13 protein-coding genes and 1 tRNA gene are annotated in these 12,651 nt (G+C 69.9%); 9 read left to right on the top strand and 5 right to left on the bottom strand.

From position 1 onward, the window contains the following. Positions 1-1,470, bottom strand: coding sequence for a serine/threonine-protein kinase (locus IEZ05_RS12695; RefSeq protein ID WP_189230165.1), 1,470 nt, complete (start codon positions 1,468-1,470; stop codon positions 1-3). 79 nt (positions 1,471-1,549) lie between these two features. Further along, positions 1,550-2,098 carry a helix-turn-helix domain-containing protein gene (locus IEZ05_RS12690; protein WP_189230164.1) on the bottom strand — a complete coding sequence of 183 codons (549 nt, stop codon included), beginning with the start codon at positions 2,096-2,098 and terminating at the stop codon, positions 1,550-1,552. 178 nt (positions 2,099-2,276) lie between these two features. Here IEZ05_RS12690 and IEZ05_RS12685 point away from each other — a divergent pair. Together IEZ05_RS12685 and IEZ05_RS12680 are read left to right on the top strand one after the other, a co-directional pair. Then, positions 2,277-2,349 (top strand) — tRNA-Ala (locus IEZ05_RS12685). Positions 2,350-2,777: 428 nt separating this feature from the next. Further along, on the top strand, positions 2,778-3,554 hold the full coding sequence (locus IEZ05_RS12680; protein WP_189230163.1) for an isoprenyl transferase: 777 nt from the start codon (positions 2,778-2,780) through the stop codon (positions 3,552-3,554). Positions 3,555-3,662: 108 nt separating this feature from the next. On the opposite strand, the gene IEZ05_RS12675 is transcribed toward IEZ05_RS12680, so the two are convergent. After that, a complete protein-coding gene (locus IEZ05_RS12675; protein ID WP_189230162.1) occupies positions 3,663-4,367 on the bottom strand; it encodes a DUF5324 family protein in 705 nt (234 codons plus the stop codon). Positions 4,368-4,738: 371 nt separating this feature from the next. Between IEZ05_RS12675 and IEZ05_RS12670 the strand changes: the two genes are divergently transcribed. Both IEZ05_RS12670 and IEZ05_RS12665 read left to right on the top strand, forming a co-directional pair. After that, a complete protein-coding gene (locus tag IEZ05_RS12670; RefSeq protein ID WP_189230161.1) occupies positions 4,739-5,272 on the top strand; it encodes a peptidylprolyl isomerase in 534 nt (177 codons plus the stop codon). Positions 5,273-5,394: 122 nt separating this feature from the next. Beyond that, complete coding sequence (locus IEZ05_RS12665; RefSeq protein WP_189230160.1) at positions 5,395-6,300, top strand: rhomboid family intramembrane serine protease; 906 nt, start codon at positions 5,395-5,397, stop codon at positions 6,298-6,300. A 237-nt stretch (positions 6,301-6,537) separates the two neighbouring features. Here IEZ05_RS12665 and crgA read toward each other — a convergent pair whose 3' ends face one another. After that, positions 6,538-6,792 carry a cell division protein CrgA gene (crgA, locus tag IEZ05_RS12660; protein WP_189230159.1) on the bottom strand — a complete coding sequence of 85 codons (255 nt, stop codon included), beginning with the start codon at positions 6,790-6,792 and terminating at the stop codon, positions 6,538-6,540. Positions 6,793-6,932: 140 nt separating this feature from the next. Between crgA and IEZ05_RS12655 the strand changes: the two genes are divergently transcribed. The 5 genes from IEZ05_RS12655 to IEZ05_RS12635 are packed head-to-tail and all read left to right on the top strand — an operon-like array spanning position 6,933 to position 10,456. Further along, positions 6,933-7,712, top strand: a complete 780-nt coding sequence (locus tag IEZ05_RS12655; protein ID WP_189230158.1) for a DUF881 domain-containing protein — start codon at positions 6,933-6,935, stop codon at positions 7,710-7,712. 45 nt (positions 7,713-7,757) lie between these two features. Next, positions 7,758-7,955 (top strand): hypothetical protein, encoded by a 198-nt coding sequence (locus tag IEZ05_RS12650; RefSeq protein ID WP_189230365.1) that lies wholly within the window; start codon positions 7,758-7,760, stop codon positions 7,953-7,955. Beyond that, a complete protein-coding gene (locus tag IEZ05_RS12645) occupies positions 7,952-8,590 on the top strand; it encodes an aminodeoxychorismate/anthranilate synthase component II (RefSeq protein WP_189230157.1) in 639 nt (212 codons plus the stop codon). Before IEZ05_RS12650 ends, IEZ05_RS12645 begins: the two co-directional genes overlap by 4 nt. Continuing rightward, positions 8,587-9,672 carry a class E sortase gene (locus IEZ05_RS12640; protein WP_189230156.1) on the top strand — a complete coding sequence of 362 codons (1,086 nt, stop codon included), beginning with the start codon at positions 8,587-8,589 and terminating at the stop codon, positions 9,670-9,672. Before IEZ05_RS12645 ends, IEZ05_RS12640 begins: the two co-directional genes overlap by 4 nt. A gap of 13 nt (positions 9,673-9,685) precedes the next feature. Next, positions 9,686-10,456 carry a class E sortase gene (locus IEZ05_RS12635; protein WP_189230155.1) on the top strand — a complete coding sequence of 257 codons (771 nt, stop codon included), beginning with the start codon at positions 9,686-9,688 and terminating at the stop codon, positions 10,454-10,456. Between the two features lie 95 nt (positions 10,457-10,551). Here the strand turns inward: IEZ05_RS12635 and pknB are convergent, their stop codons facing one another. Further along, positions 10,552-12,564, bottom strand: coding sequence for a Stk1 family PASTA domain-containing Ser/Thr kinase (gene pknB, locus IEZ05_RS12630; RefSeq protein ID WP_189230154.1), 2,013 nt, complete (start codon positions 12,562-12,564; stop codon positions 10,552-10,554). Positions 12,565-12,651 lie beyond the last annotated feature (87 nt).

The following is a 12,651-nucleotide window of genomic DNA, read 5'->3' as shown; positions in this document are numbered from 1 at the left end:
TCAGATGCGGGCCAGGGCCCAGAAGCCCACGGCGTAGCAGGCCAGGGCGAGCAGCAGCAGCGGTACCGCCACGCGGGCCGGGGGACCGGCACGGCGGCGCCGAGCCGCGCGATGCTGGGGGTGGGCCGGAGCGGGCGGGGGAGTCTGCGGGGCCTGCGCGGCCTGCGGGACGTGTGGGTCCTGAGCCGCCTGCGCGGTGTACGCGGCGGTGGGCACGTCGGCGCGCTGCCACGGCTGCGGTGCGGGGGTCTGAGAAGGGTGCGGGGGTGCGTACGAGGTCTGGTGCCGGGGGGCAGGGAATCCCGGCGCCTGCGGCTGTGCGGACGGGTTCGGTGTGTGTACGGGCGACTGCGGCGTGCCGGGCGCGGGGGCGGACGTGGCGGTGACCTGCGGGGGCGGCAGGGGAAAGCTCCCGGTGTCCGACATGGCGGACGGCCGAACGGGGGCGGGGGCGTGGGCAGGATGGGATTCGGGTGAGGGGGGTGGCTGCGGTGGTGATGGCGTGCTGTCCGGGGCGTGCGGCGGGGCTTGCGCCGGGGCGGAGGGCTGTCGCGGGTCCGTCGGTACGTCGTCCACTCCCGTGGCCCGCTTGAGCGGTCCGCCGGGCCCGAACCCCGGGGGCAGTGGGCCTATGTGGTCGAAGACCTCGATCAGCTCGTCGTCGGGACCCGGCTCCGGCAGCAGCTCCGCCGCCGCGGCCAGCGCCTTGCGCGCCCCCGTGGCCGTACGGAACCTTGCCTCCGGGTCCGGCTGCAGCAACGTGGCCACGACCTGCCACAACGGCTCGGGAATGCCCTGCGGAGCCGGCGGCGTCCCGTGCTCCGCGAAGTACTGCACGAGCGCCTTGGTATCCGGCTTGGCGCCCTCCAGCAGGTACAGGGCGACCAGTGCCACGGCGAACAGGTCCGCGGCGAAGTCCGGTTCCGCGCCCATCATCTGCTCCGGCGCGAGATAACCGGGCGTCCCCACCACCAGGTTGGTCTCCGTCAGCCGGGGCTCGCCCAGCCGCATCGCGATGCCGAAGTCGGACAGCCGGAGCCGGGGCCGCCCCGTGCCGGTGGCTTCGAGCAGCACGTTGGCCGGCTTGACGTCGCGGTGCACGACACCCTCCGCGTGCACCGCCGCCAGGCCCGCCAGGAGCTGGTCCAGCAGGGTGCACACGAAAGCCGGCGGCAGCGGGCCGTAGTCCCCGACCAGGTGGACGAGTGAACCGCCCGTGACCAGGTCCATGGTGAACAGGACCTGGTCGTCGTCGGCGGCCCAGCTGGCCGGAGCCAGCACATGGGGATGGTCGATCCGCAGCGCCTGCTCACGCACGAAGCGCAGCAGCGAGTGGGCGTCCCTCTGCTGCAGCACCTTGGCGGCCACATAGCGCCGACGGCGGTGGTCCCAGGCACGCCAGACGGCACCCACCCCTCCACGGCCGATCGGATCGACCAGCTCGTACCGGCCGGCGAAGACCTCACCCATGGCTGTGTGCCGCTCCTCCCCCTCGCGCCACTCCCCGCGGGTCCGGCCGCCGAATCCGTCGACGGCCGGACCCCGGGGGTCAGTTCTGGTGGGACTGGTAGTGCGCGACCGCGTCGGAGGTACGGCCGGCGCCGTACACCCGCAGGAACTCCGCCAGCTCCGGGTGGGACGGGGAGAGGGCGTCCGCGGCGTCGATTATGTCGCCGGCGGCCGCCACCGAACGCAGCAGCGACTGGATCTCACGGACCACCCGCTTGACCGTGGGCGCTCCCGAACTGTTCGTCGTCTGCGTGGTGTTGTTGAGCACCGAGCCCCCCTGCGACTTCTTGATCTCGTCCATGCGCTCGGTGGCCTCGGCCGCGCTCACGCTGCCGTCCGCGACCTGCCCCGCCAGGTCCTGAAGCAGCTGCACCCGCTGCACCACCGCGGGGTTCCCGATCTTCGCCCGCTGCCCGCTCATCAGCTGCGACAGCATCGGCGCGGACAGCCCCAGCACCCCCGCCAGACGAGCCTGGTTGAGACCAAGATCGTCGATGAGCCTACGGAAGAGCGCCCCCAGCGGCTCCCCGTACCAGTTCCGCTGCAGTTCCCGCGCTCTCGCGGTGGCTTCCTGCTGTGCGGCGTCCATTGCGTCTCCCCATCGCTTCCCCAAAACCGCAGTTCGCTTCAGCGAACCACGCCGAGCATCTTACGGAGCGTGGTGTTTCCCCGGGAGTCCCCATCATTTGTGAGATACGGGGGGCGACCCGGTACTCTTGTCTGCGGCGACCGCCGGTATGAGGATCCTCCGGCCGGACGTCTCCTCCGGGGCCTTAGCTCAGTTGGTAGAGCGCTGTCTTTGCATGGCAGATGTCAGGGGTTCGACTCCCCTAGGCTCCACACTCCAAGAGCCCGTCCGACCTGCGCAAACGCCAGGCCGGGCGGGTTCTTCGCGTCGTCGTCACCCAGCGTGCGCAGCGGCTCTCCGGCCGGCGCTCAGCGCGACCCCCAGGGACTGGACCTCCCGCCCATGGCCGCCCCGGCGGGCAGTCCCGGCAGTAACACCCGCGCTCGGCCGCGACGCGGGGATGATCGCCAACGACGCTCGGCGGCGCGGCAGTTGACGAGACGTCAGGGATCGCCGGCCCACCATGGCCGGGTGGGAACGGGTGTGCGCGAGGCCACCGCTCGGCACCGGAGCAGCGCTGTCTGCTCTTGATATCGTCACCCCAGAGGGCACCAGCGCCACACCCCTGCGGGGCGGTGCCAAGCGGCACACCGCCGCCGGAGCCGTCCGGTCGCTGCCGACGAGATGAAAGGGGCAGAGCATGCGGGCCAAGGTACGAGCCGCACTCGATGCGCTGTACATGAAGCGTCTCGTCAGGGAGCTGGAGGGCCGCCCACGCCCCCAGCACATCGGCATCATGCTGGACGGCAACCGCCGCTGGGCCAAGGAATCGGGCATCGAGGACCCGCGGGAGGGCTACCGGGCCGGCGGTGCGAAGGTGCTGGACTTCCTGCACTGGTGCGACTCCGCCGAGATCGAGCACGTCACCCTCTACATGCTCTCCGACGACAACCTGCACCGGCCCGAGGACCAGCTCACCCCCCTGATCGACATCATCGCCGAGGTGGTGGAGCGGCTGGCCGCGCCCGGCAACCCCTGGCGCGTCGAGGTCGTCGGAGCTCTCGACCTCCTCCCTGCCGAGTCCGCGAGCCGGCTCAAGACCGCCACCGCCGCCACCCAGGGGCGACAGGGCGGGACCAAGGTGGACGTCGCGGTGGGATACGGAGGCCGCCGGGAGATCGTCGACGCCGTCCGCTCCGCCCTCACCGAGCACAGCGCCCAGGGCGGGGACATCGACGAGTTCATCGAGACCTTCACCATGGAGCACATCTCCAAGCACCTGTACTCCAAGGCGCGGTCCGAATCCGACCTCATCATCCGCACCTCCGGGGAGCAGCGGCTGTCCGGCTTCCTCCTGTGGCAGTCCGCGTACGCCGAGATGTACTTCTGCGAGACCTACTGGCCGGACTTCCGGGAGATCGACTTCCTGCGCGCCCTGCGCTCCTACTCCCTGCGCGAACGCCGCTACGGCCGCTGAACGCCCGACGTTCCACGTGAAACATCGCCGCGGGGCGGGAGACCCGGATGTCTCCCGCCCCGCGGCGATGTACAGAGGTGGTGGCGTACCGATCCGCCCCGGAAGCCGTCAGCGCGGCTCGTCACCGCCGTCGGCGGCCTCGTCCTCGGCCTGCTTGGCCTGCACCTCGGGGTCCAGGACCGCCCCACCGGTACCGTCCACCGACGTCAGCCGCCCGCTCTCGGGAACCTCCGTCGCCTCGGGCGGCTCGACCAGCCAGTCCGGGTTGGCCTGCTTGTCCCACCACTTCCAGGCCGCGAAGGCACCGCCCGCGACGGCGCCCACCACCACCAGGACCTTGGCGATGCGCCCGGCCCTCGCCCGCCGCTCGTGCCTGCGGGTCAGCTTCTGGATCTCCTTGGCCGAGACCTGACCCCGCAGCGCGGCCAGTGCCGCGGCACCGCGGGCGGCGGCCTCGTCCCTGACGGGCCCGGCAGCGGCAACCGCCTGCTCGATCACCGGACGGGAGTAGTCGGCCGCCTGCCGGGCGGCCAGACGCGTACGGACCGCGGCCTCATGAGCGGCCTGGTCCATCTTCGGCGGCACATGCGTACGGGCCTGCTCCAGCCGAGGCGCGACATGCGCGCCGTACTGGAGCCGGGCCTGGCACGCGGCCTGCGAAACCTTGGGCGCCAGCCGTACGCGCGCCTCCTGTGCGTAGTGAGCGGCCCTGTCCTTGGCCGTGTCGGCGTAGGGCGCCACCACTTCCGCGGCGTGCAGCACGCTGTCCTTCGCCGAACCGGTCGCGGCGCGCACGCTGTCGATGCGGGTCACGGGTTCCTCCTCCTCGGTGGCGTACGGTAATTCGACTTTCCACCCTTTTACGGATCATGCCTGCCGACACACAGCCAGGCATGCGCGGACGGGCATCCGGGTCACGGGCGATGACGCCGGGCCCCCTGGGGCACGCGGTGCCGGAGATGCGATCAAAGGACGATCAACGGCAATAACGGATGAATACAGGGCAACAGGAGCCTGTCGACGACAATGCCACGGATCGGCGCGCCGCGCTCGCAACCCATGGGTACCCACCCGGATTCCCTCAAGCGCCCCCACCCGTCCGCGGCCCGGACCGACAGCCGGGCGACGTACACCACGGGCCGTGCGAGGATCGGGGAGCACAACAAGACGACGGAAGGCACATCGTGGCCGAGCAGCTCTACGCCACCCTGAAGACCAACCACGGCGACATCGACGTCCGGCTCCTGCCGAACCACGCCCCCAAGACGGTCCGGAACTTCGTCGAGCTCGCCCAGGGCGAGCGTGAGTGGACCAACCCCGAGACCGGGCAGACGTCCACGGACAGGCTCTACGACGGCACCGTCTTCCACCGGGTGATCAGCGGCTTCATGATCCAGGGCGGAGACCCGCTGGGCAACGGCACCGGCGGCCCCGGCTACAAGTTCGAGGACGAGTTCCACCCCGACCTCGCCTTCGACAAGCCCTACCTCCTGGCCATGGCCAACGCCGGCCCGGGCACCAACGGCTCGCAGTTCTTCATCACCGTCTCCCCGACCACGTGGCTGACCCGCAAGCACACGATCTTCGGCGAGGTCACCGACCCGGCCAGCCAGAAGGTCGTCGACGCCATCGCCGCCACGGAGACGAACCCCCGCACCGACCGTCCCCTCAAGGACGTGGTCATCGAGTCGGTCGTCGTCGAGACCCGTCAGAGCTGATCACCGCGGCTCCCCGGCCGCCCTCGCCGGCGCGTCCCAAGGGAACCAAATGCCCCGCTCGTCCGTAAGGAAGGGCGGGGCCGCGTGCCTCTCGGACACGGACGGACAAGGGAGGGGATCCCATGGACCAGTCATCGAACGGCCCGCAGGGCCCGGACGGCCAGGCACCCCCGCCCGCCCACAGCCTGCCCGGCTGCTATCGCCACCCCGACCGCGAGACCGGCATCCGGTGCACCCGCTGCGAACGTCCCATCTGCCCCGACTGCATGGTCAACGCCTCCGTCGGCTTCCACTGCCCCGACTGCGCCCGCGGCGGCACCGGACCCGCCCCCGCCGCCTCCCGGCCGCGCACGCTCGCCGGCGGCACCATCGCCGGTGATCCCCGGCTCGTCACCAAGCTGCTGATCGGTGTCAACCTGGCCCTCTTCCTGGTCCAGCTCTCCGTCGGTGACCGCTTCACCAACCAGTTCCAGATGCTCGGCCAGGCCTACATCTCGTTCCCCGGACCCGTCGAGGGCGTGGCCGAGGGCCAGTGGTACCGGCTGCTGACCGCGATGTTCCTGCACGGCAGCTACATGCACATCCTGTTCAACATGCTCAGCCTCTGGTGGCTCGGCGGACCGCTGGAAGGGGCTCTGGGCCGCGCCCGCTACCTGGCCCTCTACTTCTGCTCCGGACTGGCCGGCAGCGCCCTCAGCTATCTGATCGCCGCACCGAACCAGCCCTCACTCGGCGCCTCCGGTGCGATCTTCGGCCTCTTCGGCGCCACCGCCGCGCTGGTCCGACGCCTCAACGCCGACATGCGGCCGGTCGTCGTCCTCCTGGCGATCAACCTGGTCTTCACCTTCACCTGGGCCGACATCGCCTGGCAGGCCCACATCGGCGGCCTCGTCGCCGGTGCCGTCATCGGCTACGCCATGCTCCACGCCCCGCGTGAACGGCGGACGCTCGTGCAGTACGGCACCTGTGCGCTGGTCCTCGTGGCCGTCGTCGGACTGACCCTGTTGAGAACCGCCCAGCTCACCTGAGCGGCTCGTTGTCCACAGCCGGTGGCGGACCCTGTGCAAAGCGTGCGGGAACAGGTGTGCCCCCTGTCACTGAACCGTGTTTCCGCAGGTCAGGCAGGGGGCGAACAGGTTTTCGGTTGCTGGTACTTCCGTCACACCGGCGTCAATGCCCGGCGAGTTATCCACAGATCGTCGTTTCTTTGTCCCCACCGTGTGGACAAGGTCTGTGGATAACTCGGTGGATAGCCCTGGGGAGAGCTACTTCCACTGCGTGGAGACGCCGAATCCGGCGGCGATGAAACCGAAGCCCACCACGATGTTCCAGTTGCCCAGCGCGTCGATCGGCAGCGACCCGTCGGTGACATAGAAGACGACGATCCAGGCGAGACCGATGACGAACATGGCGAGCATGACCGGTGCGACCCAACCGCGGTTGGTCAGCTTGATGGCGGCCGCCTGCTTCGCGGGCGGCGGCGTGTAGTCGGCCTTCTTGCGGATACGTGACTTCGGCACGAGGGTCTCTCCTGTCGATGCGCTGCGTGGCCGCGCAGGGAACGGTTCGGGCTCGGGGCGGCGTACAAGGGGACTCTGAGCGCTCCCCCGGGCGTCCGTTAGCGTAGTGCTTCCGTGGCGCTTAAGGAGATAAGGGTACGTTGAGCAATTCTGCCGACTCCCCCGGGACGGGATCCAGCCCTGCCCGCGGACGCCGATTCCGGCCGGTGCGGGTGCTCACGGCGGCCGTCTTCGCTCTCGCGGGTCTCATTTTCTTCACCAGCTTCAATACCGCCAAGGGCACCAATATCCGCACGGACGCCTCTTTGCTGAAGTTGTCCGATCTCATCCAGGAACGCAGCCGTAAGAACGGTGAGCTGGACGAGTCCAACGCGGCCCTGCGGGACGACATCGAAAGCCTCGCCGAGCGCGACGACGGAAGTACGAAGGCGGAGGACGCCAAGCTCGCGGCGCTGGAGGAGAAGACCGGCACGCAGGAGCTGAAGGGCGAATCGATCTCGGTCACGCTGGACGACGCCCCGCCGGATGCCACCGCCAAGCTTCCCGGGTATCCCGAGCCGCAGCCCGACTACCTGGTGATCCACCAGCAGGATCTGCAGGCGGTGGTCAACGCGCTGTGGCAGGGCGGCGCCGAGGGCATCAAGGTCATGGACCAGCGGCTGATCTCCACCAGCGCGGTGCGGTGCGTGGGCAACACCCTGATCCTCCAGGGACGCGTCTACTCGCCGCCGTACAAGATCCAGGCGGTCGGGGACCCGGAGCGGCTGAAGAAGGCCCTGGCCGAGTCGCCGGCGATCCAGAACTACATGGTGTACGTCAACGTGTACGGGCTCGGCTGGAAGGTCGACGACGAGGGGACGGCGACGCTGCCGGGTTACTCGGGCGCCGTGGACCTGCACTACGCCCAGCCTGTCGAGTGACGCCGTTCCCGGGGGCTCCGCGCCGTTAGTCTGGTGCCGTACGGCGTGAGTCTGGTGCCGTGGTGCGACGGAAGGGACGGCATGTACGGCTGGATCTGGCGGCATCTGCCGGGGAACGTGTGGGTGAGGGCGCTGCTCTCGCTGGTGCTCGTGGTGGCCGTGGTCTACGTCCTGTTCCAGTACGTCTTCCCGTGGGCCGAGCCGCTGCTTCCCTTCAACGATGTGACGGTGGACAACCAGTGAGTGCGCGCATCCTCGTCGTCGACAACTACGACAGCTTCGTCTTCAACCTGGTCCAGTACCTGTACCAGCTGGGTGCCGAGTGCGAGGTGCTGCGCAACGACGAGGTGTCCACGGGGCACGCCCAGGACGGGTTCGACGGGGTGCTGCTGTCGCCGGGGCCGGGTGCGCCGGAGCAGGCGGGCGTGTGCGTCGAGATGGTGCGGCACTGTGCGGCGACCGGGGTGCCGGTCTTCGGTGTCTGTCTCGGCATGCAGTCGATGCAGGTGGCGTACGGCGGTGTGGTGGGCCGGGCACCCGAGTTGCTGCACGGGAAGACGTCGCCGGTGGAGCACGGGGGCCAGGGCGTGTTCGCGGGCCTTCCGTCGCCGTTCACGGCGACGCGGTACCACTCGCTGGCCGCCGAGCCGGGGACGGTGCCGGCCGAGCTGGAGGTGACGGCCCGTACGCACGACGGGATCGTGATGGGGCTGCGGCATCGGGAACTGCCCGTCGAGGGTGTGCAGTTCCATCCGGAGTCGGTGCTGACCGAGCACGGGCACAGGATGCTGGCCAACTGGCTGGTGGAGTGCGGTGACCAGGGCGCGGTGGCGAGGTCGGCGGGGCTCGCCCCGGTGGTGGGCAGGGCCACGGCGTGACCGCGCTGCGCCCCGAGCGTGAGTCCGGCGCGGCCGGTGACCGGGAGGCCGCGTACGGGCAGTCGTACGGGAGTTCTGGTGCGTTCGGGGACGGTGCGGGCCGGGGCGGCTGGTACGAGGGGCGCGTCTCGGGCGAGGGGGCGTACGAGGAGACGTACGCGCCGGTCCCCGACGACGAGACGGTCGCGCTGCGGGTTCCGGAACCCCCTCCGGTGCGTACGGGGGACGTTTCTCCTTCCGTAGCGGCCGGACCGCCGGGTGGTGGCCGCGCGGCCCGCAGGAAGGCCGCCAGACGGCGCCACGGACGCCATGGAGGCGCTCAACGGCCGTCGGGGGCACAGGAGTCCGCCGAGGCGCCGAAAGCCCCGCTGTCGCGTGTGGAGGCCCGTCGGCAGGCCCGGGCGCGCAAGCCGGGGCCCGCGGTGATCGCGAGCCGGGCGATAGGCGAAATCTTTATCACGACCGGTGTGCTGATGCTGCTGTTCGTCACCTACCAGTTGTGGTGGACGAATGTGCGGGCGCACGCGCAGGCCGACAAGGCGGCGAGCAGCCTCCAGGACGACTGGGCGAGTGGCAAGCGGAACCCGGGGGCCTTCGAGCCGGGGCAGGGTTTCGCCATCCTGCACATCCCGAAGCTGGACGTGGTGGTGCCGATCGCCGAGGGCGTCAACAGCAAGAAGGTGCTGGACCGGGGGATGGTGGGGCACTATGCGGAGGACCCGCTCACGACGGCGATGCCCGAGGCGAAGAGCGGCAACTTCGGGCTGGCCGGGCACCGCAACACGCACGGTGAGCCGTTCCGGTACATCAACAAGCTGGAGCCGGGCGATCCGATCGTCGTGGAGACCCAGGACGAGTACTTCGTCTACAAGATGTCGTCGATCCTGCCGGTGACGCCGCCGAGCAACACCAGCGTCCTCGATCCGGTGCCCCGGCAGTCGGGGTTCACGGGGCCGGGGCGCTACATCACGCTGACCACGTGCACCCCGGAGTTCACCAGTAAGTACCGGATGATCGTCTGGGGCAAGATGGTCGAGGAACGGCCGCGCAGCAAGGGCAAGCCGGATGCGCTCGTCAATTAAGGGCAGATGACCAGTGGCAGCGACCACCGACACGGATCACGAAGAGCACACCGACGCGTCCGGCCGGCCGCCGTCCACGGCACGCCGCCGTCGCGGCCCGGGGCGGGGCATCGCCCTGGTCGTCAGTGTCCTCGGCGAACTCCTCATCACGGCGGGCCTGGTGCTCGGCCTGTTCGTCGTCTACTCGCTGTGGTGGACGAACGTCGTCGCCGACCGCGCGGCCGACAAGCAGGCCGACAAGGTGCGGGACAACTGGGCCCAGGACAGGGTCGGTCCGCAGGGTCCGGGGGCGCTGGACACCAAGGCGGGCATCGGCTTCCTGCACGTGCCGGCGATGGGGAACGGCGACATCCTGGTGGAGAAGGGCACGTCGATGGAGATCCTCAACGACGGCGTGGCCGGCTACTACACCGATCCGGTGAAGTCCGAGCTCCCGACGTCGGGCAAGGAGGGCAACTTCGCGCTGGCGGCCCACCGCGACGGGCACGGTGCGAAGTTCCACAACATCGACAAGATCGAGAAGGGTGACCCGATCGTCTTCGAGACGAAGGACACCTGGTACGTGTACAAGGTCTACGGCATCCTCCCGGAGACCTCGAAGTACAACGTGAAGGTGCTCGGGGGAATCCCCAAGGAGTCCGGGAAGACCAAGGCGGGGCACTACATCACGCTGACGACCTGCACGCCGGTGTACACGAGCCGGTACCGGTACGTGGTGTGGGGCGAGCTGGTCCGCACGGAGAAGGTGGACGGCGAGCGGACCCCGCCGAAGGAGCTGGGCTGACCGGTCTCCTTGCCGGGTCGGCCACCCAGCGGGCGACGACGGAGCCCCGGCCCTCACCAGAGGGCCGGGGCTCCGTTCGTTCCGTTCCGGTGGGGTCAGTCGTCGTTGCCGAGGCCGCCGATGAAGCCGCCGCCGCCACCGCCGTTGTTGCCGTTGTTGCCGCCGGCGGTCTGGAGCATGATCGGGGTTGCGGCCGGGTCGTCGACCTCGGTGCCGGGCTGCGGGTTGAGGCCGATGACCAGCGCGTTGTCCTCACCCGGAGAGCCGGGGGTGACCTGGACGTTCGTGAAGCCGCTCTGCTGCAGGATCTGCCGGGCCTCCGCGAGGGTCTTCGTGCGGACCTCCGGGACCTTGGTCTTCGCCGCCGGCGCCTTGGCGATCTTCACCGTGACCGTGCTGCCGCGGTCCACGTCGGTGCCCGGCTGGAAGCTCTGCTCGAAGATGGTGCCCTCCGGCTGCGCGGTGGACTCCTCCTCCGTCTGGGAGCCGAGGACGAGGCCCTTCTCCTTCAGGCGCTGCTCGGCGTCCGCCGGGCTCAGGCCCAGCAGACTCGGCACGGTCACCTGGGAGGTCTCCCGGGCGACGGTGAGCGTGACGGTCGAACCCTTCTCGCGCGAGGTGCCGCCCTCGGGGTCCTGGGAGAGCACCGTGTCCGGGGTCTCCGTCGACTCCTTGGTCTCCTTCTCGACCTCGAAGCCCTTCTCCTCCAGGGCCCGCTGGGCGTCGTCGAAGGTCTGGCCCTCGACGTCCGGGACCTCGACCTTGGGTGCCCCGGTCGAGACGACGAGGTTGATGGTGGAGTTCTTCTTGACCTCGGTGTCCGGCTTCTGGTCCTGCGAGCAGATGTGGCCCTTGGCCTGGTCCTCGCAGGGCTTCTGGGTGAACGCCAGTTCCAGGTCGGCGTTGGTCGCCTGGTTGCCGGCCTGCTGCTTGGTGAGGCCCACGAAGTTCGGTACGGGGACGTTGTCGTTGCCGACGCCGCCGCCGCCGATGGCGTACTTGCCGATCAGGATGGCGCCGACGAGGACGAGGATGCCGGCCAGGACCAGGAGGATCGTGGAGGTGTGGGACTTCTTCTGCTGACGGCGCCGGCCGGGGCGGTCGTCGTAGCCGTACCCGCCGTCGTCGGGGTTCATCGGCGGCAGCATGGTCGTGGCGCCCGCGCCCATGCCGGAGTCCGAGCGCAGGGCGGTGGTCGGCTGCTCGTCGGGGTAGCCGCCGTAGCCTCCGGCTGCCATGACGCCCATCGCGGCGGTGGCGGCGACCGGCTGGCCGTCCAGGCAGGCCTCGATGTCGGCGCGCATCTCGTCGGCCGACTGGTAGCGGTAGTCGGGGTCCTTGACCAGGGCCTTCAGGACGATCGCGTCCATCTCGGGCGTGATCTCGGGGTCGAAGACGCTGGGTGCCTGCGGTTCTTCGCGGACGTGCTGGTAGGCCACCGCGACCGGGGAGTCGCCGACGAAGGGCGGCCGGACCGTGAGGAGCTCGTAGAGCAGGCAGCCGGTGGAGTACAGGTCGGAGCGCGCGTCGACCTGTTCGCCCTTGGCCTGCTCCGGGGAGAGGTACTGGGCGGTGCCGATGACGGCCGAGGTCTGGGTCATCGTCATGCCGGAGTCGCCCATGGCGCGGGCGATGCCGAAGTCCATGACCTTGACCTGCCCGTTGCGCGTCAGCATGACGTTGGCGGGCTTGATGTCGCGGTGGACGATGCCGGCGCGGTGGGAGTACTCCAGGGCCTGGAGGATGCCGATGGTCATCTCCAGCGTCCGCTCGGGCAGCAGCTTGCGGCCGGAGTGGAGGAGCTCACGGAGCGTGGAGCCGTCGACGTACTCCATGACGATGTACGGGATCGACACGTTGTCGATGTAGTCCTCGCCCGTGTCGTAGACCGCGACGATCGCGGGATGGTTGAGCGAGGCGGCCGACTGGGCCTCCCGGCGGAACCGGGCCTGGAAGGACGGGTCGCGCGCGAGGTCCGCGCGGAGCGTCTTCACCGCCACGGTGCGACCGAGCCGGGTGTCGTGCGCGAGGTAGACCTCCGCCATGCCACCACGGCCGAGCACCTGGCCCAGCTCGTACCGGCCGCCGAGGCGACGCGGCTCTTCCATGGTTACCTACCAGCCCTCTCCGTCGGTCCCGACCGGCATGCTTGTACGGTCGGAGGCTGCCGTCCGGCCTACCGTACCCGGCTCGCT

The sequence above is a fragment of the Streptomyces flaveolus genome (genome assembly GCF_014648815.1).
GTDB lineage: Bacteria > Actinomycetota > Actinomycetes > Streptomycetales > Streptomycetaceae > Streptomyces > Streptomyces flaveolus.
The sequence above is the reverse complement of the archived record's forward strand: the minus strand, read 5'-3'. Positions and strand labels throughout refer to the sequence as shown.

What these genes read in the sequence shown, in the direction of transcription:
- IEZ05_RS12695 (WP_189230165.1), bottom strand. Translation starts at nt 1,470, where the DNA reads ATGGGTGAGGTCTTCGCCGGCCGGTACGAGCTGGTCGATCCGATCGGC.
- IEZ05_RS12690 (WP_189230164.1), bottom strand. Translation starts at nt 2,098, where the DNA reads ATGGACGCCGCACAGCAGGAAGCCACCGCGAGAGCGCGGGAACTGCAG.
- IEZ05_RS12680 (WP_189230163.1), top strand. Translation starts at nt 2,778, where the DNA reads ATGCGGGCCAAGGTACGAGCCGCACTCGATGCGCTGTACATGAAGCGT.
- IEZ05_RS12665 (WP_189230160.1), top strand. Translation starts at nt 5,395, where the DNA reads ATGGACCAGTCATCGAACGGCCCGCAGGGCCCGGACGGCCAGGCACCC.
- pknB (WP_189230154.1), bottom strand. Translation starts at nt 12,564, where the DNA reads ATGGAAGAGCCGCGTCGCCTCGGCGGCCGGTACGAGCTGGGCCAGGTG.